Origin of the sequence: Pseudomonas sp. S30_BP2TU TE3576, from assembly GCF_050436025.1 — a bacterium.
Taxonomy (GTDB): domain Bacteria; phylum Pseudomonadota; class Gammaproteobacteria; order Pseudomonadales; family Pseudomonadaceae; genus Aquipseudomonas.
This window is the reverse complement of record NZ_JBNDLK010000001.1, coordinates 5,374,366-5,395,106: the sequence shown is the minus strand read 5'-3', so window position 1 is coordinate 5,395,106 and position 20,741 is coordinate 5,374,366. Positions and strand designations below refer to the sequence as shown.

At 55.5% G+C, this 20,741-nt stretch carries 21 protein-coding genes, 1 tRNA gene and 3 pseudogenes; 17 read left to right on the top strand and 8 right to left on the bottom strand.

Going from position 1 to position 20,741, the window contains the following annotated elements; translation table 11 throughout:
- Window positions 1-59 precede the first annotated feature (59 nt).
- The 3 genes from ABIA48_RS24595 (at window position 60) to ABIA48_RS24585 (ending at window position 2,294) form a co-directional block, all read left to right on the top strand.
- Window positions 60-1,148, top strand: a complete 1,089-nt coding sequence (locus tag ABIA48_RS24595; protein WP_429491991.1) for an asparaginase — start codon at window positions 60-62, stop codon at window positions 1,146-1,148.
- A gap of 182 nt (window positions 1,149-1,330) precedes the next feature.
- On the top strand, window positions 1,331-1,600 hold the full coding sequence (locus ABIA48_RS24590) for a DUF1654 domain-containing protein (protein WP_108229956.1): 270 nt from the start codon (window positions 1,331-1,333) through the stop codon (window positions 1,598-1,600).
- 4 nt (window positions 1,601-1,604) lie between these two features.
- A complete protein-coding gene (locus ABIA48_RS24585) occupies window positions 1,605-2,294 on the top strand; it encodes an endonuclease (RefSeq protein ID WP_429491989.1) in 690 nt (229 codons plus the stop codon).
- Between the two features lie 92 nt (window positions 2,295-2,386).
- Here the strand turns inward: ABIA48_RS24585 and ABIA48_RS24580 are convergent, their stop codons facing one another.
- A complete protein-coding gene (locus ABIA48_RS24580) occupies window positions 2,387-2,749 on the bottom strand; it encodes an SPOR domain-containing protein (RefSeq protein ID WP_204933582.1) in 363 nt (120 codons plus the stop codon).
- Between the two features lie 250 nt (window positions 2,750-2,999).
- Here ABIA48_RS24580 and csrA point away from each other — a divergent pair, with 250 nt between their 5' ends.
- A complete protein-coding gene (gene csrA, locus ABIA48_RS24575; RefSeq protein ID WP_007975691.1) occupies window positions 3,000-3,191 on the top strand; it encodes a carbon storage regulator CsrA in 192 nt (63 codons plus the stop codon).
- A gap of 181 nt (window positions 3,192-3,372) precedes the next feature.
- Here the strand turns inward: csrA and ABIA48_RS24570 are convergent, their stop codons facing one another.
- Window positions 3,373-3,828, bottom strand: coding sequence for a DUF2214 family protein (locus ABIA48_RS24570; protein ID WP_429491986.1), 456 nt, complete (start codon window positions 3,826-3,828; stop codon window positions 3,373-3,375).
- Window positions 3,829-4,031: 203 nt separating this feature from the next.
- Between ABIA48_RS24570 and ABIA48_RS24565 the strand changes: the two genes are divergently transcribed.
- Complete coding sequence (locus ABIA48_RS24565) at window positions 4,032-4,784, top strand: carbonic anhydrase (protein ID WP_429491984.1); 753 nt, start codon at window positions 4,032-4,034, stop codon at window positions 4,782-4,784.
- 75 nt (window positions 4,785-4,859) lie between these two features.
- Here ABIA48_RS24565 and ABIA48_RS24560 read toward each other — a convergent pair whose 3' ends face one another.
- Window positions 4,860-5,054, bottom strand: a complete 195-nt coding sequence (locus ABIA48_RS24560; protein WP_429491982.1) for a hypothetical protein — start codon at window positions 5,052-5,054, stop codon at window positions 4,860-4,862.
- 251 nt (window positions 5,055-5,305) lie between these two features.
- Here ABIA48_RS24560 and ABIA48_RS24555 point away from each other — a divergent pair, with 251 nt between their 5' ends.
- Window positions 5,306-5,512, top strand: coding sequence for a hypothetical protein (locus tag ABIA48_RS24555; RefSeq protein ID WP_310062355.1), 207 nt, complete (start codon window positions 5,306-5,308; stop codon window positions 5,510-5,512).
- A gap of 43 nt (window positions 5,513-5,555) precedes the next feature.
- Here the strand turns inward: ABIA48_RS24555 and ABIA48_RS24550 are convergent, their stop codons facing one another.
- Window positions 5,556-5,744, bottom strand: a complete 189-nt coding sequence (locus ABIA48_RS24550; RefSeq protein WP_310062351.1) for a DUF2986 domain-containing protein — start codon at window positions 5,742-5,744, stop codon at window positions 5,556-5,558.
- Window positions 5,745-6,167: 423 nt separating this feature from the next.
- Between ABIA48_RS24550 and ABIA48_RS24545 the strand changes: the two genes are divergently transcribed.
- The 3 genes from ABIA48_RS24545 to ABIA48_RS24535 all read left to right on the top strand — a co-directional run bounded on the left by ABIA48_RS24545 (window position 6,168) and on the right by ABIA48_RS24535 (window position 7,456).
- Window positions 6,168-6,353: a hypothetical protein gene (locus ABIA48_RS24545; RefSeq protein ID WP_429491980.1), complete on the top strand. Its 186-nt coding sequence runs from the start codon at window positions 6,168-6,170 to the stop codon at window positions 6,351-6,353.
- A gap of 159 nt (window positions 6,354-6,512) precedes the next feature.
- Window positions 6,513-7,166 (top strand): hypothetical protein, encoded by a 654-nt coding sequence (locus tag ABIA48_RS24540; RefSeq protein WP_429491978.1) that lies wholly within the window; start codon window positions 6,513-6,515, stop codon window positions 7,164-7,166.
- Between the two features lie 83 nt (window positions 7,167-7,249).
- Window positions 7,250-7,456, top strand: coding sequence for a co-regulatory protein PtrA N-terminal domain-containing protein (locus ABIA48_RS24535; protein WP_429491976.1), 207 nt, complete (start codon window positions 7,250-7,252; stop codon window positions 7,454-7,456).
- 99 nt (window positions 7,457-7,555) lie between these two features.
- On the opposite strand, the pseudogene ABIA48_RS24530 reads toward ABIA48_RS24535, so the two are convergent.
- Window positions 7,556-7,769 (bottom strand): annotated as a pseudogene (locus ABIA48_RS24530) (putative metallopeptidase); the annotation flags it as partial.
- A gap of 72 nt (window positions 7,770-7,841) precedes the next feature.
- Between ABIA48_RS24530 and ABIA48_RS24525 the strand changes: the two are divergent.
- Window positions 7,842-8,024: a hypothetical protein gene (locus tag ABIA48_RS24525; RefSeq protein WP_204933589.1), complete on the top strand. Its 183-nt coding sequence runs from the start codon at window positions 7,842-7,844 to the stop codon at window positions 8,022-8,024.
- Between the two features lie 305 nt (window positions 8,025-8,329).
- Here the strand turns inward: ABIA48_RS24525 and ABIA48_RS24520 are convergent, their stop codons facing one another.
- Entirely contained in the window at window positions 8,330-8,986 is a 657-nt protein-coding gene (locus ABIA48_RS24520; RefSeq protein WP_429491974.1) for a trypsin-like peptidase domain-containing protein, read from the bottom strand.
- Window positions 8,987-9,701: 715 nt separating this feature from the next.
- Window positions 9,702-10,172: a MerR family transcriptional regulator gene (locus ABIA48_RS24515; RefSeq protein WP_429491972.1), complete on the bottom strand. Its 471-nt coding sequence runs from the start codon at window positions 10,170-10,172 to the stop codon at window positions 9,702-9,704.
- A gap of 119 nt (window positions 10,173-10,291) precedes the next feature.
- Between ABIA48_RS24515 and ABIA48_RS24510 the strand changes: the two are divergent.
- The 6 genes and pseudogenes from ABIA48_RS24510 to ABIA48_RS24485 form a co-directional block, all read left to right on the top strand.
- Window positions 10,292-10,500 (top strand): annotated as a pseudogene (locus tag ABIA48_RS24510) (GDCCVxC domain-containing (seleno)protein).
- Window positions 10,501-11,334: 834 nt separating this feature from the next.
- Window positions 11,335-13,611 carry a GGDEF/EAL domain-containing response regulator gene (locus ABIA48_RS24505; RefSeq protein WP_429491970.1) on the top strand — a complete coding sequence of 759 codons (2,277 nt, stop codon included), beginning with the start codon at window positions 11,335-11,337 and terminating at the stop codon, window positions 13,609-13,611.
- Window positions 13,608-15,476 (top strand): putative bifunctional diguanylate cyclase/phosphodiesterase, encoded by a 1,869-nt coding sequence (locus ABIA48_RS24500; protein WP_429491968.1) that lies wholly within the window; start codon window positions 13,608-13,610, stop codon window positions 15,474-15,476. Before ABIA48_RS24505 ends, ABIA48_RS24500 begins: the two co-directional genes overlap by 4 nt.
- Before the next feature lie 26 nt (window positions 15,477-15,502).
- Window positions 15,503-16,456, top strand: coding sequence for a cytochrome-c peroxidase (locus ABIA48_RS24495; protein WP_429491966.1), 954 nt, complete (start codon window positions 15,503-15,505; stop codon window positions 16,454-16,456).
- On the top strand, window positions 16,453-18,276 hold the full coding sequence (locus tag ABIA48_RS24490) for a DAHL domain-containing protein (protein WP_429491964.1): 1,824 nt from the start codon (window positions 16,453-16,455) through the stop codon (window positions 18,274-18,276). Before ABIA48_RS24495 ends, ABIA48_RS24490 begins: the two co-directional genes overlap by 4 nt.
- Window positions 18,261-18,892, top strand: a pseudogene (locus tag ABIA48_RS24485) (response regulator); the annotation flags it as partial. The gene ABIA48_RS24490 and the pseudogene ABIA48_RS24485, both read left to right, overlap by 16 nt.
- Before the next feature lie 243 nt (window positions 18,893-19,135).
- On the opposite strand, the gene ABIA48_RS24480 reads toward ABIA48_RS24485, so the two are convergent.
- Window positions 19,136-19,212: transfer RNA gene (locus tag ABIA48_RS24480), tRNA-Val, on the bottom strand.
- A 184-nt stretch (window positions 19,213-19,396) separates the two neighbouring features.
- Between ABIA48_RS24480 and ABIA48_RS24475 the strand changes: the two genes are divergently transcribed.
- Window positions 19,397-20,680 carry an NAD(P)/FAD-dependent oxidoreductase gene (locus ABIA48_RS24475; protein WP_429491962.1) on the top strand — a complete coding sequence of 428 codons (1,284 nt, stop codon included), beginning with the start codon at window positions 19,397-19,399 and terminating at the stop codon, window positions 20,678-20,680.
- The last annotated feature ends 61 nt before the right edge of the window (window positions 20,681-20,741 follow it).

Genomic DNA, 20,741 nt, shown 5'->3' with positions numbered 1-20,741 from the left:
CCGGGGGGTATCTAGATGAACTTGCATCGGCACCGTCTCACAACTAGAAGAGAAAAATAATGACATCTGCACTCAAGACCTTTATTCCGGGCGCCTTGGCCCTCCTGCTGCTTCTGCCCACCGCCCTTCAGGCCAAAGAAGCCGAAACCCAACAGAAACTGTCCAACGTGGTGATCCTGGCCACCGGCGGCACCATCGCCGGCGCGGGCGCCAGCGCCGCCAACAGCGCGACCTATCAAGCAGCGAAAGTCGGCATTGAACAGTTGATCGCCGGCGTTCCGGAACTGAGCCAATTGGCTAACGTTCGCGGCGAACAGGTCATGCAAATTGCCTCCGAGAGCATCACCAACGAAAACCTGCTGCAACTGGGCCGCCGCGTAGCCGAGTTGGCAGACAGCAAAGACGTTGATGGCATCGTGATCACCCACGGCACTGACACCCTGGAAGAAACGGCGTACTTCCTGAACCTGGTGGAAAAAACCGAGAAGCCGATCATCGTCGTGGGCTCCATGCGCCCAGGCACCGCGATGTCCGCCGATGGCATGCTGAACCTGTACAACGCGGTGGCCGTGGCCAGCAGCAAAGATGCGCGGGGCAAAGGCGTGCTGGTGACCATGAACGATGAAATCCAGTCGGGTCGCGATGTCAGCAAAATGATCAACATCAAGACCGAAGCGTTTAAAAGTGCCTGGGGACCGCTGGGCATGGTGGTAGAAGGCAAATCCTACTGGTTCCGCTTGCCGGCCAAGCGCCACACCATGGATTCCGAATTCGACATCAAAACCATCAAGAGCCTGCCTGACGTCGAGATCGCCTACTCCTACGGCAACGTCAGCGATACCGCCTACAAGGCCCTGGTTCAGTCAGGCGCGAAAGCCATCATCCACGCAGGCACCGGCAATGGCTCGGTATCGTCGCGGGTAGTGCCAACCCTGCAAGCCTTGCGCAAGGATGGCGTGCAGATCATTCGCTCTTCCCATGTCAACGCCGGCGGCTTTGTATTGCGCAATGCCGAACAGCCTGACGATAAATACGACTGGGTCGTGGCCCATGACCTGAACCCGCAAAAGGCCCGGATCCTGGCGATGGTCGCACTGACCAAAACCAATGACAGCAAAGAGCTGCAACGGATGTTCTGGGAATACTGATTCACCCTCGCCCGACCGGGTCCGGTCGGGCACCACGCATGCCACTCACCATTCCTGGCGAGTGGCTGCCGCTTGATCTGACAAAAAAACTCCCTTCGCCTTACACCAAATGCAACAAACCGCTGTCAGAGGATTTTCTTGTTTTTTAAGCAGTTGCGAAATGTCCTACAGTTAAATACTGTATGCACGTACAGCTTAATAAGGATAATCCCGTGGATACCACCTCTGCCTCTCCCGACACCTATGTACGCATGGGCCTGCGCGTTCAGAAAATCATCAACTCTCCCACTGCACAAAAGGCCAGGGCAGCGCTGATCTTCCGCCTTCCTGACGAGCCGGTGGATGAATGGGAACGCTTGCTGGAAGAAATCGACGAGAACGACAACGTCACCCTCGCCTATCGCGACGATGGCGGCGTGCAGATTTTCTGGGTTTTGCCGAAGGAAGATTGAGTCGATGAGTGTCCGCTGGTTTGCTTTGTTGTTTCTGTTTTTTGTCATGGGCGCGCAAGCCGACGCCCCCCGCACCTTTACCGAAGCGAAGAAGGTTGCGTGGAAGCTGTATGCACCTCAGTCCACCGAGTTTTACTGCGGCTGCAAGTACACCGGCAACCGGGTGAACCTTGCTGCCTGCGGTTATGTACCACGTAAAAATGCCAAGCGCGCCTCCCGCATCGAATGGGAGCATATCGTTCCGGCCTGGCAGATCGGCCATCAGCGCCAGTGCTGGCAAGAAGGTGGTCGCAAGAATTGCACCCGCTACGACCCGATATACCAGAAGGCCGAGGCCGATCTGCACAACCTGGTGCCCAGCATTGGCGAGGTCAATGGCGATCGCAGCAACTTCAGCTTTGGCTGGCTGCCCGAGCAGTCGGGGCAATATGGTTCGTGCCTGACCCAGATCGACTTCAAGGCAAAGAAAGTCATGCCCCGCCCTTCCATTCGCGGCATGATCGCCCGGACCTACTTCTACATGAGCAAGCAGTATGGCTTGCGCCTGTCGAAACAGGATCGGCAACTGTACGAAGCCTGGGACAAAACCTATCCGGTACAGGCCTGGGAGCGTCAACGCAACCAGAGCGTGGGGTGCGTCATGGGGCACGGCAACGAGTTTGTCGGCCCGGTAGACATGAAGGCCTGCGGCTGAACCAAGGCAACACTTGAAACAAAAAAGACCTCGGGGCTAAACACCCGAGGCTTTTTTGTTTCTTCATTCAACGTCTGCGCTACAGAACGTTATTAAGCGGCCGGACGCTCAAGCACCAGTAATTCGATATTCTGTTTCTTCGAGCGAGTGAGCGCTGCACGGACTTCATCCTGCTTGGCTTCGGCCTCGGCTTTTGAATTGAACGGCCCCATCAGGATTCGGGTATTGCCATTTTCCTTGACGACGCTGGACATGAAGCTGTGCTCGATCAGCCAGCCACTGAGATCGCTGACCGCTTGAGGGGTTTCACCTCGCACTTCGAGATCCCACTGCGGGCCGGACACTGGCGCAGGCGCGGCAGCCACGGCCGGTTTAGGCTTCGGCGCATCCACACTGTTGCCCTCGCCACATCCCGCCAGCGCCAATACTGCGATTACCAAAACCATTTTGCGCACGCCGTTTCCCTCTAAATGCCTAAAGCGGTGATTTTAACATCCATGAATACTTCACGAGTGCCGTAAAATGGGCTCAAAACAACGAGAATGATGGTGGCGGCCTCTGTATAGTTACGCCTTGGGAATTAATGCCACATCTGCACGTCAGAAAGAGGCACCCAAACCGTGAGACTTCGCACTAATCTATACATACCACCGACCTCTGCACTGTCCGAAACAGGTGCCCCACTAAGCAATCAAGGAGAAGACCATGCTGATACTCACCCGCAAAGTCGGTGAAAGCATAAATATTGGTGATGACATTACGATCACCATCCTGGGCGTAAGCGGCCAGCAAGTCAGGATCGGCATCAACGCTCCGAAGGACGTTGCAGTGCATCGTGAAGAAATTTATCAGCGTATTCAGGCCGGCCTGACCGCCCCCGAAAAGCCGCAATCCTGAATTCTGCTGCAGTCAGTAGCCAGCCCGTTCAGTCCGGAATCACGGCTGGCTAAAGATTCGGCATCGCTTCGCCTCCGCTTGCTTAACCAAACCTCCAGGGATCGATACTAGCGGCAAGCTCAATGCTCTGGCTGTCAGACGTTTCTGGTTTGCCCCAAGGAAGGACGCATTCGCCCCGTGGTTAACCGAACATCACACCACGCGCCATACCCGTCGCCGCCACCACCATCAACAGCACCAGCAGCGCCTCGACATGACTGATCCGTGCAAACAGCTTCGCACGGCCGGTATCGACAGCGACTTTGCGGCCCAGCGCGATCCGCCATTTGATCAACGTCACCATGGGTGCAATTTCCAGCAGCAAGATCAGGACGAACAGCGTCATCTTCAGATGGAACAGCGGCTGATGCAGGTAATAGTCCGTGCCTTTTTCGTACCCGCCAAAGGCGCGCATCCCCCCGCTGATCAATAAGACGACAGCAGAAACACCCCAGATATTGTCCGCAACCAGAACACTACGCACCTCTCCTGCCCCGTCGGCCAAACGCCGCAAAGCCGTGCCTCGAGTCAGCACCGCCCACAATCCCAAGACAACCGCCAAAAGATGAACCGCCGCTAGAAACCAGTGAGTCAGCATCGAAAAACTCCTGCCAGGTCGAAGTTGGATAAGCCTGTCAGTAGTAGCCCATGAAATGGCTGCTTGCACGGCATCTTCGGACAATGCCCGGAACACAATATGACAGACCAACTAGACTCCACTGCGTTGGCATTGAGCGTCCGTGGCAGTACCAGCCCCAACAACAACTCACTCTCACCGCATTGAACTGAGTAAACAAAATCATGTGTGAATCATGTGATTCAGGCTCTGCTTCAAACACAACGGGTCGTCGTCGCTTTCTTCAATTTGCCGGACTGAGCGCAGGCGCCCTGCTGCTGACCGGCACACTGCCCGGCAAGATTATCCAGGCTGCTGAAAAAGCGTCGACCCCGCCAAAACCTCAAAACGTAATCAGTCCCGAAATGGCTTTGAAAAGACTGATAGAGGGCAATGAACGATATGTAAGCGGTAATTCCACGACTCACGATTTCAAGGCCGAGCGAGAAGCCTTGGTGTCCGGTCAAAATCCGTTCGTGGCCGTACTGAGTTGCTCCGACTCACGCATCGCTCCGGAATATGCTTTTGACACTGCGCGAGGCGATCTTTTCGCCATCCGCGTCGCGGGCAACTTCGTTACCCCGGAAGGTTTGGCCAGCCTTGAATACGGGGTTGCCGTTCTTGGCGCCCCACTGATTCTCGTACTTGGACATGAGAGCTGCGGCGCCATCGAGGCAGGTATCAAAGCCATCAAGGATCAGACAATTTTCCCCGGCCATATCCCGAAGCTGACTGACGCACTCAAATCAGCAATCGAGACAGTACTCAAACAGCCCGGGAGCCTGATGGAAAACGCCACTGCGCAGAACGTCAAAAACTCGGTCAACAGCCTGAAACATGCTTCGCCATTGCTGACTGATGCACAGAGCAAAGGCACGCTGAAGATCGTGGGAGCTGTTTATCGCCTGGCAACCGGCAAGGTAGAGCTGATCGCTTGACCCGCGTTGCGCACATCGCCAGCATCGGTGCATTCCCCCATATGTAAAGAGCCCAGCGCGACGGCTGGGCTCTGGTTACTTCCGGCTTTCCATCATTTTGTCAGCAAGGGTTCTGGCCCTCTCGATCAACAGGTTCTGCCTGTCTTCGTGAGTAGCCCCGCCAACAACCGGGGCAGTCAAATTGCTTTCGGCAATCAATGCAGCGCAGAAGAATTGATCCCAAACAGCCTTGTCCACAGATGCCTGCTTGCTGATTTGCTCGACGTTCATAGGCGGCTCCTTTTGGTGAGGCAGCACCACTAGTTTACGCCTGAATGGCAAAGAATCCGGGCAATTACCTGGAGTAGCCCGCCACTCGTCGCTTATGAAACCCCGACGAGGAATTCCCGCGTATCCGTGGCTTGAGGATTGCACAGAACGCGCGTAGCAGCGCGGGAACGACATAATCCTGGCGCAGCAGCCATTCAATCAATGCTTAAGGACTCCAGCGATACGCTTGGTCAGTCACCGGGAGATGTAACGTGTCAACGCTCAATGAAATCGCAATGAACCACGCGAGAATGGCTAAGAAAAATGCAGAAGAGTCAACCGAACTGAGCCAGCGACACCTCCAGATCGTAGGAAGCATCGAGGTACCGTCCATTGAAGTACCGCAAAACATCCCATTGCACCTGATCGCTGGAGCGCAGGAGGGGCATCTTGCTCATGCAGCGGGTTTCGCACTCTGAGCTTTTATGAGGCAGGCGACGATCTGTACAATTTCCTCGGCAATCACTTGTTGCCTGGCACCCGCTCAGCAATCGTCTCAGAGGAAATGATTGAGTCGTGACTGGATTCAGCAGCCAGCTTCAATCGGTCAGCCTTACTAATGTATTTAGACTTGTTTTGCGGTGCCAATTTGGCACTGGCCTTTTTGGCGTGAGCCTTTAACAACTGCTTTATTTTTTTACGACGGTTCATACTTTTCTACTCGGCCTTTAAGTTTCTGAATGATATCAGCTTAAATTTTGGCTGTGGACTTAACCGGTCGCGGCCTCCACCAAAGACCGCTGGCCACGAAACAGCAGGAACGCAGCGAGAAGGAACGTTGAGGCTCGTTTCGCTGAGGAATCAATCGAAGAGACAACTTTTTAGTTAGGGGCTCCCCCATGGCAATGCCGCGAATGGGCTTTTTTTCGAGGAGCAAATGGCAGTGCTTTGACCTGGATTGTTAACCCGAGCAAGGCCTTTTTTACGGCTGATTTGCTTGTCCCCCCCGATTTTCCCCATGGAATTTGAAAAAAAGACGAAAAAATCGACGGAGCCCTCATCTGCCTCCCGACTCGCCGGAAAGCCAGTAATGGTGCAGGCCGCGCTACAAAAGATGGCAATGTGCCGCCAGCCATGACACTGCCGTTGGTCGGCAGAACTGATCAAAAAATGAACGGAATCGGATTTTTTCGTTCAGAATACGCAGCAGGTAACACGGGCTCTGCCCCTCACCTGACCCCAGAAGCGGAAGTTAAACCTCATATTGCACCAGGTGCGAATGAGGTTTTTTATTACCTGAAAATGGACACGATCGAATGATTAAAAACTCATTCGAATAAATCGCTATTATCTTGGCAGCGTAACGCCGCAAGATTAATCAATAGAAACAGCTGGATCCTAACTGCAGTCGGCAACGGCAAACTTTATTTAAGCCGCGCTAAGACTGTCTTTGATTCACTGTTCAAAAAAGAGGTAACCATGGAACTTAGTATGCTTTCTTCGTCCACCGTGGAATATTTGCGTTTGGGCGTTGTATATTTCCACCTTATCGCCTGCTGCGTGGCAATCGGGCTGGTCTTGACCAGTGACATTGCAATGGTCAAGCAACTCCTGAATGGGGATGCGTCAGGTCACCATGATGACGCGCATATGGAAAGTCTTCAAAAAACCGTATCGCTTGCACTTGTGGCTCTTTGGATTACGGGCATCGGTATTATCGGGATCGATTATGCCGGCAAGGGGATGGAGTATTTCCTCAATCCAAAACTGCAAGCCAAAATCGGCATCGTTGTGCTGTTGACCTTTAACGGCTTCCTGTTGCACAGCGCTGTATTGCCGGCGCTGAAAAAAGCCGGTTCGTTACTGAACCTCTCCTTCAGCCTGCGCATGCTGGCGCTGTTCTCGGGCGCACTCTCTGGCGTGTCGTGGTTCTATGCCGCCATGCTGGGGGTTGGTCGTCCGCTGGCCTGGAAGTACTCGCTGGTCGAGTTGCTGGCAGCCTATCCGGTTCTCATCGTCGGTGGATTCGGAATGATGGTACTGCTCACGGCCTGGGCAAAAAACAAAGACGCCGAAGGGCGCATGGAGCAAGGCTCCTGGACCGCAAGTAACGCCGCCCTGGCTGGATGGTGAGGCCAAGTTGAACAAGGACGTTCAGCTGTAGCCAACACCCCCCACTGCTAGCCGTTAACAAAATCTCACTTGAGGATATCCAAATGAAATCCATGAAAGCTCTCTTCGTAGTTGCCACTCTGACTGCTTCTTCTCTGGCGATGGCCACCGGTGGCGGTGATCGGACCTTCGCACGCATGGAGTCGGCCCGGACAGTCTCGATGAAAGCCTTCCAGGTTGCACAGAAACAGAAGGCTGAAGCCGCTGTAGCTGTAAGCAAAGCCAAGGCGACCGATCACATCAACGGCTGATCGCTGTAGCGCGTCCCCAAGCTGGCAGAAGTGTGCGGCCTCGAGCCTCAAATGCAGCACCCAAGGTGCTGCTAGTGCCGGTTTAACTGAACACTCGGCACCCTGTATTTCGAAGCCCGACAATACCCACCTGCCCCGGATGTCCGCATCCAGCAGGTGGGCATCGTCGGGCTTCGTTGTGAATACTGCCGGTGTCAGCAAGGATCTCAGCACTCAGCCACCCCCATGCCTCAGGCGCTGGAGTCAGGCGGATACCGAAGCCGGACAACTTCGATAGATCAAGCCGTGACGCTGGAGGATTCGGCCCGTCCATGGGTCACCTGATGCTTGAAATAGTTTCGGGTTGCGGCTATCAGTAAGGCCTCAATCCTTCGAGCGCAGCAACATGCCAACGACCGAAGAATCGATAATTGCCGCAGCAAGGCTGCGCGCAGCATACCGGGGAGAAAACGAGGCGATGGCGGCAGCTTCAGCACTCGAAGTCCTGGCAGCGCTGAAAAAATCCTTATCGGGGGACAAGTATCAGGAAGCCCTCGAAAAACTGTATCTCGAGTACTCAACCTCTTGATCTCCCTGTACTGCACATCCCCCTTTCTGACCAGCAACCCGTCAATCAGCTTCTGCTCACTCGGGCGGAACAACGCGAGCGGATAGTTCGGCACCGAAGCTGTTCCTGTTCAAGGACAGCCGTCATAACATGAGTATCCGGGACAACGACGGCACGCAGGAATCGACATTGCGAGTTCTTTTCCATGAACATCAAGAAATGTCTTTCCCGGCAATCCGTAAAGAACTACAAAAAGGGCCCACCTTTCGGTGAGCTCTTCCAGTCAGCCTAACAAAGCGAGTTTTGTTTGTTAGATTCGGAAAAAGTTACTTCGCGACATACCTGGCGCCGTGCGGATCGTTGAGTTTTGCCTGCAATATCCCCCACTCGCGCTGAATGATCGAGTAAGGAATAAAAATGCTGATCCTCTCAGCCCCCTTTACGCCGGCCTGAGTGCTCACATCGTTCAGAGTGGTTGAGTAGAAACCGATATTGATGCCGACAATACAGCCGTCACTGGTAAGGACCGGCCCACCCGACATGCCCTTGATCAACGGGGCATCATGGATGGCATAGAGATCACCGCTGTGTTCATCGGCATTGATGAATGGCGTTTGATACACCGTGCCTTTCCCGCTAGCGGTCATGAGGTAAGGACTCGCCCCAACGGCCGTTATGCTCTCGCCCACACGCGGTGCGCGCCATGATGGGTAGCGGCCGCTGGCCTTGTGCTGGATGAAGACGAGATCGCAGCCTGTGCTGCAGCTGTACTTCACGTTAGGGATGAACGGAGTGTGGCGGGTGGTTACCGCATAGTCATCGTTCCATTGCACGGCCGAGGCCATGTATAGGTACGGTGCAGGAAAGCCCGAGTAGACTGAAAAGTATGAATCATTGGCAGATCCCGAAAAGTCGGGTTTTACGATGCCGTTGCATCCTGCAGTTACAGCTCCAATTAAAAAGTAGGCCATGATCTTGATCATGATATATCACCGACTTAATTGGGAGAATGTGACTGTTTTTTGTTGTCAGTATTTTGTCATTTGTCGGGCTGCACTACTCCTCGCCGCTTGTTCTAGTTGGGGTTTTCTTACTTATGGCTGAGATTGTAATGGCGCGTATGAATAAATCGCGCTAAGGCCAATTACCTTTCGCGCAACTTCAAAAGTTCAAATATTTGGCGCCTGAAAAACGTTATTACAGCAAGCGGATTCAAACGTAGATTTGGTGACACCTGAAAACTTCTCGACTTACCGACACCCACCTGCAAGTTGCAACTGAATAATACTTATTAAGTTCCTGCGGACCGAGGAGTTGGCATTCTCACCACAGAGATATCTTGTCTGGCACCGTCAGTGTCACTCACAAGGGTACGCTTACTTGAACACCACACCGGACAGCTTGCTGACACACCTCTAAAAGCTTGTTCCCATCTGCCAGAATTGCACCACTCGCCAGCATTCCAACCAGTGCAACTGCTGCCACCATCCTTGCCTTCATGATGATTCTGCTGAGCACGTTAATAGCCGTTGGTGCTCACTACCTGGCCGTAGGCCTTCGATGTGCAATTTGTTTGCTTGAGCATTACATAAGGTTGCGCGCCGGGTGCCGGTATAACTGGCTCTGCGAATTCCGCATCCGCACTAGGCACTGACGCGTTTCCTTCCCGGCCTGTGCTTGCAAAAGTGATTTATCGCACTACTGCGCCCCAACCCTTTCCAGACTTTGAGCCTGAATCGGCATTCTCATTGCCCATGTGTGAACGAACCCGATACTTTGTGAACGTTCTGCAGTAAATCCAGGGCAACAAAAAAGGGCCCACCTTTCGGTGAGCCCTTCCAGACCGCCCAGCACCTGCCGCATGGCGGCAAGGTCGACCATCTTTTGCTCGATCAGGGCCAGCTTGCGCACGGCCAGTGCCCGAGTCTCGCTACAAGTGCAGGCCGCATCCAGTGTCAGCAATGCGCCCACCTCATCCAGCGTGAATCCCAGCGCCTGTGCCCTCTTAATGAAGCGCAGCCGTTTGACCTGCTCCGGTAGATAGCATCGATAACCGCTGAACGGCTTTGGCGGCTCATCCAGCAAGCCACGTCGCTGGTAATCGTGAATAGTCTCGACGTTCACCCCGGCAGCTTCCGCCAACATGCCGATACTCAGCCCTGTCACCATCACACGCCCCTTGATTCTGTACCTGGGTACGGAGTGTAAAGTGACTCTAGGTTAGATCGATTCAATGGAGAAGACGACGAAGGCGGGTTCTCCCTCCACCGTGCACAAGTGAGGCAGCCATGAGCGCCGTCATCCTCGAATCCGTGTTGACCTCGCCAAGCAGGAGGCCATGCCCACGGATGCCTGCCAGTTCCTCTACGAGTGTGGCAGTTGCAAAACCCTGCTACGCCCGAACCGCGGTGACTGCTGTGTGTTCTGTTCGTTTGACACAGTGAAGTGCCCACCGATTCAGAAGCAGCACGGATGCTGCGGTACGGGCTTGACCTGAGTTTATTCGGTTTATCAGACGCCCCTAACGCGCCTCAAACCGTGGTTATGGGAGGTTAGTGTCATGTGGAATCACGCTCTGATGCTCGTGGTGATCTACCTGACTGTCACCCTCTGCATCGGCTGGCTGTATACCATTGCGCTGCTCTATTGGCTTTGATCCAATTGGTGACGACCGGTCAGTCTGCGTTTGGTACCGTTTTCGGCAGGTAGCTTTGCCCCGATCACAGTCGTGGGGAGAGTGGCTGCAATGGGTCGAGGCTGTGTAAAAACACTTTCGGGCTGGTGCAGCAATCAAAATCGGAGCGAAAAACACGCTCCTGCGCAAAATCCAGGCCTGCTGACTAAAATCGGATGCTTGCAGATTTAACGTAGAAGCGAGGACTTTAAAACAGTGTCTGCATTTTTACAGCCTGGGCCAAAAGTCGCTCGGCCGTGCCGTTAAGGCTATCCAGGCACAATCAGCTTGGGCCGACTGGGCGGCGAGATGGCCTTTGATATCACCTACTTGGGCCTTAAATACCTACCGAAGTCGATCAATAGTCGACTGGCTTACTTCCAGTCGGTCAAGGTTCCTGAAGTTAGCACTCAGTGCAGCCCCTCTGTACGTAGCACATTGCTCTACCAACAAGTAGATAGCCGCACAGCCAGATGCATCCCACCTCCTACTCCGCAATGACTTGCAGTGTTCCGGCATGAGTTCGACACCAATCGGTTAGCGCTTATAGCAGAGCCTGACTATGCTCAGCCCTAAATGGATTGCCTGGCCGATAGGCAGGAAGGGAAACCAAATGAAGCTGTGTTTTAAATCCTCGCGTTGGGCTGGAGTACGGCAGTGACGCTGTCTACAGACCGCACTAACCGGCGAATTCTAATTGTTGACGACACTGCGGCGATCCACGAAGACTTCCGCAAGATTCTTGCGCCCAGAGAGAAAACCGAATATAGCCTCAGCTGTGCCGAAGCCACCCTGTTCGGTACCTCTGTAAGTTCCTCGCTGGAATATTTTGTCCTGGACTCGGCATTCCAAGGCCAGGAAGCGCTAGACAAGGTGCAAGCCGCGCAGGATCGCGAACGGCCCTATGCCATGGCCTTCATCGACATGCGCATGCCTCCCGGCTGGGACGGTCTGGAAACTATTGAACGGCTGTGGCAGATCGCCCCCAAACTGCAAATCGCGCTTTGCACAGCCCATTCCGACTATTCCTGGGAGGATATCGCCGAGCGCTTGGAACTGAGCGACCGCCTGCTGATATTGAAAAAACCTTTCGACGCCATCGAAATTCGACAAATGGCCAGTGCGCTGACCGTCAAATGGCAAATGACCGAAGACGCAGCGCTGAAGATGGACCAGCTAGAAAAGGCGGTCGAGGAGCGTACCCGAGAGCTGGCCGACGCCAACATCATCGTCCAGAACAGCCCCACCATCCTCTATCGCCTGCGGGGCGAGCCGTCGTTCGCACTGATGTACATTTCCCACAACATCACCAAGTTCGGCCATGTGGCTGCACAACTGGTGGCCTCGGCCGACTGGGCCCAGACACTGATACACCCGGACGACCAGAGCAAGGTCGAGAGTGCCATGCTCCGCGCCCTGGATCGCGATATCGCTGGAGCGTCGATCGAGTTCCGCATGCGCACCGGTGATGGCACCTTTCGTTGGGTGGAAAATCGCTATGTCCCCGTACGCAATGACCAGGGCCAACTGGTCGAAGTGGAAGGGATCATCCTTGATATCACTGAACGCAGACTGGCCGAAGAAAAAATCGCTCTGCTGGCACGCACAGACGGACTGACCGGGCTGGCTAACCGAGCAACCCTGATCGAACGCCTGCACCAGGCCTTCGCCGCGGCCCGGAGAGGAGCTGCACCCTTTGCAATGTTTTACCTGGACCTAGACCACTTCAAACGCATCAACGACACCCTCGGACATCCTATCGGCGACTTATTGTTGCTGGAAGTGGCCCGACGTATCAGTTCCTGCACCCGGGAAAACGACGTGGTCGCGCGCCTGGGCGGCGATGAATTCGCGATCCTGCAACTGGAGGTCGGCGAGGCTACGAATTGCGCTGCGCTGGCGGTGAAAATTCTCGACACTTTGATGCTCCCCTTCTCGCTGGAAGGCAACGAGATGCGGATCTCAGTGAGCATCGGCATCAGCCTCTACAGCCCACAGACTTTGAGTGCCAACAGCCTGCTGACGCAGTCGGACATGGCGCTATATCGCTCCAAAGACAAAGGGCGTAATCAGTTCCACTTCCACAACGAGGAGATTGACCAGGAAGTGACGGAGCGAGTGACCCTGACCAATGACCTGAAACAGGCCTTGGAGCGTAATGAACTACACCTGCATTACCTCCCCGAGGTCGACCTCGGTACCGGCAGGATCCTCGGTATGGCCACCCAGTTGCGTTGGCTCCACCCCCAGCGCGGCTGGCTCGAGGCCAAAGACTTTGTGCCCGCTGCCGAGAAGACCGGAATCGTCGTTGCCCTCGGGCGCTGGCAGCTGGACCAGGCCTGCCAGCAGATGCGCGCCTGGCGCGACCAGAACATGGCGCCGCCACTGATTGCGATCCACTTGTCCCTGGTCCAGCTCAAGACCGGCCCGGAACTGATTTACGATGTATTGCGCACCACCGCGCGCTGGAATCTGTGTCCGTGGGACCTGAGATTCGACGTGACCGAAGGCACACTTGCCCAGACCAAGTGGACCCACAACGATATCCTGCCTCGGCTTTGCGAGCTGGGTGTGAAGATCGCCATCGACGACTTCGGTACCGAGTATTCATCGTTCGATTATCTCAAGACCTACAGGGTCAACCATCTGAAGCTAACCCAGCGTCTTCTCGACAGCGCCAGCAGCAACTCAGACAACGCCATGACACTGCGAGCCATTCTCAATTTCGCCAGCGAAGCGGGTATCGGGGTCACTGCTGAAGGAGTGGAAACCCAAGAACAGCGCGACACCCTGATGTCCAGCGGTTTACAGCTGGTGCACTCCGTCAGTATGGCAGTCAACAGCGACCAGGCTGGCGAACTACTCAAGGTCAAGTCTGCTGCTGTGGACGACAGCGCGTTGTCTGCGGATTCAACGTCGGAGAACTTCAGGTGAATCCCCTTTCCGTAGCAACCAATCGACGCATTCTGATTATCGACGACACGCCTGCTATCCATCAGGACTTTCGAAAGATTCTCAGCCCCGAAGATGAAGGGAGTCTAAGCAGCATAGAAACCCTACTGTTCGAGGCTCCCCGTATACCCCATCAGGGCTTTCAGCTTGACTCCGCCTATCAGGGTGAAGAAGCCGTGGAACTGGTCAGACGGGCTCAGGCGGAAGGCAGGCCGTATGCACTGGCTTTTATCGACATGCGTATGCCACCGGGCTGGGACGGCCTGCAGACTATCGAACATCTCTGGAAAACCGACCCTCAACTGCAGATCGCTTTATGCACGGCATTCTCCGATTACTCTTGGGAGGCCATGACTGAACGCATCGAATTCGGTGATCAGTTGTTAATCCTGAAAAAGCCATTCGACAGTCTGGAGATCCGCCAGATGGCCAGTGCCCTGACCTGCAAATGGCAATTGGCGCAGGACGCGGCCAGAAAGATGCATAGCCTGGAACAGACCATCGAAGAACGGGTTCAGGAGCTGCTGAGTGTGTCACGGCTACTGCATTACGATGTGCTGACCAAACTACCCAACAGTACGTTGCTGGGCGATCGCTTGGCCCAGAGTCTATCCCAGTCCCGTCGCCACGACCGAAAGGTCGCAGTGATATTCATCGGCCTGGACCGTTTCAAACGCATCAACAATGCACTCGGGCACCCGGCGGGAGACACGATGCTCCAGCACGTCGCACACAGCCTGGCAACCGCCGTGCGCGAGTCCGACTCGGTGTTTCGCTACGGCTCGGATGAGTTCGTGGTGATTCTGGGCGACATCCTCCATCCACAGCAAACCAGAGTCATTGCCAAAAAACTGCTGACGGCCATCAACACGCCGCATTCCGTGGCAGGTCACGACCTGACGGTTACCGCCAGCCTGGGCATCAGCGTCTACCCCGACGACGGCTTCGATGCCGTAACGCTGATCAAAAACGCCGAGACCGCCATGCGCAATGTCAAGGATTGCGGCTCCAACGACTTCAGTTTTTTCATCGAAGACATGAACCTGCGCGCCCGGCAGCAGCAGACCCTGGAAACCGACCTGCGTCTGGCGTTGCAACGCGAGGAGTTCGTCCTGCACTATCAACCCAAACTGGACCTGGCCCGGGGCACGGTGGTCGGAGCCGAAGCACTGATACGCTGGAACCGGCCCGGCCACGGTTGGGTACACCCTTCGGACTTCATCACGATGGCCGAAGAATGCGGACTGATTGTCGCGCTGAGTCAATGGGTATTAAGCCGTGCCTGCCTGCAATCGCAGGCCTGGCAGAAGCAGGGTTTGCCTCCCATCTGCATGTCGGTGAACGTGTCGGCCATCGACTTTCGTCAACGCGACTTCGTCGAACGTGTCACCCGCACTTTGGCTGAGACCGGGCTCGACCCAACGCTACTCGAGCTGGAAATTACCGAAAACGTGCTGATGCAGAACGTCGAAGCCACCATCGCCACGCTCCAGGCGATCAAGCAGCTGGGAATACGACTGGCCATCGACGACTTTGGAACCGGCTACTCGAGCTTGAGTTATCTGCAGAAGTTTCCGGTTGACGTGTTGAAGATCGATCAGTCGTTCGTGCGCGACCTGAATACCAACAGCAACAACGCGAAACTGGTCAGCAGCATCATCGACCTCGGAAAGAGCCTGAACCTGAGCATCATCGCCGAAGGTGTGGAGACGGCCGAACAACTCGACTTCCTCAAGCTCCATCGCTGCGAGGAAGGCCAAGGCTTCTACTTCAGCAAAGCCTTGGAACCCGAGGCATTTATCCGCTTCCTGGCCGACTCTCTACCACGTCATCAGCCCCGCTCATGAAGTTGTCCTTGGTAAGGATACCGACCATGTCACCGCTCGCATTGTTCGTTTCAGTCGGCCTGCTGCTCACTGCGGGTGCCGAAGCAGCACCACTGGAAGGGCCGTTCAAGCCTCTACCCGCGGTGCCGATGCTAAACAGTAAACGGGTCGAACTGGGACGCCAACTGTTCAACGACCCGCGCTTGTCAGTGAACAACAGCCTGTCCTGCGCGAGCTGCCATCACTTGAACCTTGGTGGTAGCGACAACAAACCACTGTCATCAGGCTTTGACGGCAAGCCCCTGCAGATCAATACGCCGAGCGTGTTCAATGCCAGTTTAAACTTCCGTCAGTTCTGGGACGGTCGGGTCGCAACCCTGGAAGAACAGATACACAGCGTAGTGCAGAGCCCCACGGAAATGGGCAGCGACTGGAGCACAGTGGTGCAGCGTATCGCCAGCGATCCGGCTTATCGCACGGCATTCGCCGATGCCTACCCCGACGCCGTGACCGAGGCCAACATCCAGAACGCTCTCGCCGATTATGAACGCACCCTGCTCAGCACCAACTCGCGCTTCGACCAGTACCTGGCGGGAAACACCGAAATCCTGACCTTAGAGGAAAAATACGGTTATCAACGTTTCCAGGAGTACGGCTGTATCGCTTGCCACCAGGGGGTGAACATCGGCGGCAATATGTTCCAGAAGTTCGGTGTGTTTGGCGATTACTTCAAGACCCGGGGCAACCCTACCGAGGCCGATCAGGGGCGGTTCAACGTCACGGGAGAGGAAGAGGACCGCAATGTGTTCAAGGTGCCAAGCCTGCGTAACGTAGCCGTCACTGCACCGTACTTCCACGATGGCTCGGAACAGACCCTTGAGGGAGCCGTGGCGGTAATGTTCAAGTACCAGTTGGGGCGCACTCCATCCAAGAAAGACAATGAGCTGCTCGTCAAATTCCTCAAGACGCTGACCGGCGAATGGGAGGGCAAGCCGCTATGAACGTATCCCGTCGCACCAGCCTGGTAATGCTGGCAGGTGTGGCCCTAGTGTTGGCATCGACTCTATTGTTTCTGTATCTCAGCTCGAGATCGGAACAGACCGCCACCTACGCAGAGTCCCGAAACCTGATCCGCCAGATCATGCAACAGAACGCGCAGTGGGAAAGCGAAATCCTCAAGGCGCGGGTTGCTATCAGCCACAACTACGATCCGCTGGTGTCCCCCCTGATCGAAATGACGAAACTGTGGCGGACCTTCGACTCGCTGGAGTCGCAGAACAGGCTCAATCAATCGTCAATCTGGCGTGACACACTGGACGCCTATCTGATCGCCATGAAGGAAAAGACCCGGGCTGTGGAACTGTTCAAATCCCGCAATGCCGTGCTACGCAACTCCCTGGCCTTCCTTCCTACCGCTGAAGATGACATTCAGGCGAACCTGGCGCGAATGGCCGACGCCGACAAACTGCAAGTGCAGAATATCGTCACCGACATCTACGACCTGTTGCTCAGCAGCATGGAGTTCACACAGGTCACCTCCACAGACCGTGCCGCCGACATTCTGGTGGGTCTGAACAAGCTTCAAGTGGACAAGGAACGACTGCCGCCGGAACTTCATGAGCCTATCGACATTCTCAGCAACCACATTGCACTGATCCTGCGCGAACAACCCAAAGTCAACAGCCTGCTTGACGAGATAGATGTGATACCAATTGCCGAGCGCCTGGATGACATCACCAACATGCTCAACCGCGACCAGCAGCAAGCCGAGGCCATCGACCGGAAGTACCATCTTTTCCTGCTGCTGTTTTCAGCGTTGCTGGTGTTAATACTCATCTGGCTGGCCATTCACCTGATCCGCAGCTTTGCCGAAATCAATCGAATGAACCAAGCCCTGGTGGCCGCCAACGACGAACTCGAACGACGGGTCGAAGAGCGCACTCGCCAACTCAAAGACACCCAGGGCAAACTGCTCGACACCGCCCGCCGGGCCGGCATGGCAGAAATTGCTACCAATGTCTTGCACAACGTCGGGAACGTTCTCAACAGCGTGAATATCTCCGCCGACCTGGTCAGCCGCAAGTTGCGAAACAGCAAAGCCCAAGGGTTGGGTAAAGCGATGCAGCTGATCAACCAACGTCAGCAAGATCTGGGCAGCTTTCTCACCGAGGATGAAAAAGGAAAATTGCTACCCGGTTACTTGAACCAACTAGTCGAGGCTATCGATCATGAACAGCAAGGCATGGCAGAGGAGCTGACACAACTGAGCAAAAGCGTCGATCACATCAAAGACATTGTCGCCACCCAGCAATCCTACGCAGGCGTCAACAGTCTCTTGGAACCCTTGTCGATCAGCGAATTGCTCGAAGACGCGTTGCGCATGAATCTCGGCGCCCTCACCCGCCACAATGTGACGGTGCTCAAGGAGTACGCCGATGTCCCTCTGATCATGGGCGACAAGCACCGTTTGCTGCTTATCCTGATCAACCTGATCAGCAACGCCAAGTACGCCTTGTCCAATGTGTCCAATCACGAGCGGATCTTGACCTTGGGCGCGACCATCGTCGACGGTCAGACATTGCAGATTAGTGTGCGCGACGAAGGTGAAGGAATTTCCCCGCAGGATATGACCCGCATCTTTGCCCATGGTTTTACCACCCGTAAGGAAGGCCATGGGTTTGGCTTGCATAGCTGTGCGCTGGCGGCCATCGAGATGAACGGCCACTTGAACGCCTACAGTGACGGGCCGGGCAAAGGCGCGCTGTTCGTTCTGCAGATTCCCCTGATAGCCGCCGAAGGTGAGCCATGCCCCTCCCCATAAACCGACGCATATTGCTGATCGATGATACACCTGCGATCCACGATGACTTTCGTAAGATCCTGACACCCGGGACCGGCGACAGCACCGACCTGGACACCGTGGAAAGCACGCTGTTTGGCAGCGTACCGAAGACCCCGGCTACGGTGTTCGAACTGACCTCGGCTTATGGCGGCCAGGAGGGCCTGGGCAAACTGCTGGAAGCCGCGGGTAAGGAACAGCCCTACGCTTTGGCCTTCGTCGACATGCGCATGCCCGATGGCTGGGATGGTGCGCAGACCATCGAAGAGCTGTGGAAACACGACCGGTTGCTACAGGTAGTGGCATGTACCGCCTACACCGACTACTCCTGGAACGAGCTGCTCGATCGCCTGAACGGCCATGACCGTCTGCTGATTCTGAAAAAACCCTTCGACAATATCGAAGTCCAGCAGATGGCCAACACCCTCACCACAATATGGGAAATGACCTCTAGGGCCCAATTACAGATTAGCCAACTGGAAGAACTGGTGGAGCAGCGCACCCAAGCACTCAAACTGGCCAGCGCCGCCCTGCAGAAAGAGATCGACGAGCGCAAGCGGCTAGAAAAAAACTGATTCCATCAGAAGAACTCGCCTCTTTTCGCAGACCATTTGGGCAGCATTTCTGTCGTTGTGCATGACCGTGCTGCGCGTGTTCTACAGCGGTGGTACCTGCCCCATGTGTGTCTTGCTCTTCCTGAGCATTATCTGGGGGCTTCGAGCTGATGGGTTTGTCGCCGTCGCTGTCCCAACCGGTCGGTATTTGGATGGGCTTCCACCAACAAAAAAGGGCCCACCTTTCGGTGAACCCTTCTAGACCGCCCAGCAGAGCGGATTTTGTTTGGTAGGCGCGATTGGACTCGAACCAACGACCCCCACCATGTCAAGGTGGTGCTCTAACCAACTGAGCTACGTGCCTGCTGTGAGGCGGCATTCTACGGAATTCCGGAGGGGTGTCAACACCTTTTTTCGAGCTAACCCTATGAATATGCAAAATATTTAATTTTGCGGGTACAAAGAAGATTTTCCGGGTGGCTGGCGGCCGATTTTCAACTCGGGTAGGATCAACGCACTCGTAAAATATATTAAACAGAGGCTGCAGGATGGCTAACACCCCCTACCCAGAATCCTATTACGCCGCATCGGCCAATGCGGTTCCGCCGCGCCCGGCGTTGCAGGATGACGTCGAGACCGATGTTTGTGTGATTGGCGCCGGTTATACGGGGCTGTCCTCTGCCCTGTTCCTGCTGGAAAACGGCTTCAAGGTCACGGTGCTCGAAGCCGCCAAGGTGGGTTTCGGGGCGTCCGGGCGTAATGGCGGGCAGATCGTTAACAGCTATAGCCGCGATATCGATGTCATCGAGCGCACGGTCGGCCCCAAACAGGCTCAACTGCTGGGGCAGATGGCGTTCGAAGGTGGCCGGATCATTCGTGAGCGGGTCGCCAGGTACAACATCCAGTGCGATCTGAAGGACGGTGGCGTGTTCGCCGCGATGACCGCCAAGCAGATGGGGCATCTCGAGTCGCAGAAGCGCCTGTGGGAGCGTTTCGGGCACACCCAGCTCGAGCTGATGGATCAACGCCGCATCCGCGAAGTGGTGGCGTGTGATCAGTATGTCGGCGGCATGCTGGACATGAGTGGAGGCCACATTCATCCGCTTAACCTGGCGCTGGGAGAAGCGGCAGCGGTCGAGTCCCTGAGCGGGACAATTTATGAGCAGTCGCCGGCCGTACGCATCGTACGCGGCGCCAACCCGGTTGTGCACACGCCACAGGGCAAGGTCAGGGCCAGGTTCATCATCGTCGCCGGCAACGCGTACCTCGGCAATCTGGTGCCGGAACTGGCCGCCAAGTCGATGCCTTGCGGCACTCAAGTGATTACCACGGAGCCACTGGGCGAAGAACTGGCGAAGACCCTGCTGCCTCAGGATTACTGTGTCGAAGACTGCAATTACTTACTCGACTACTACCGCCTCAGCGGCGACAAGCGCCTGATTTTCGGTGGCGGCGTGGTGTACGGCGCGCGGGACCCGGCGAACATCGAAGCGATCATTCGGCCGAAAATGCTCAAGGCATTTCCGCAGCTCAAGAACGTGAAGATCGATTACGCGTGGACGGGCAACTTCCTGCTGACCCTGTCGCGCCTGCCTCAGGTCGGTCGCCTGGGCGACAATATTTACTATTCCCAGGGCTGCAGCGGCCACGGCGTGACCTACACACACCTGGCGGGCAAGGTGCTGGCCGAAGCGCTGCGCGGCCAGGCCGAGCGTTTTGACGCGTTTGCCGACCTGCCCCACTACCCATTCCCTGGCGGACAAATGCTGCGTACACCGTTTGCGGCATTGGGTGCGTGGTATTACGGATTGCGGGACAAGTTCGGCTACTAAGCTGCACGCAATACATTGTGCGAGCGAGCTTGCTCGCGATGGCGGACTGGCAAGCGACATC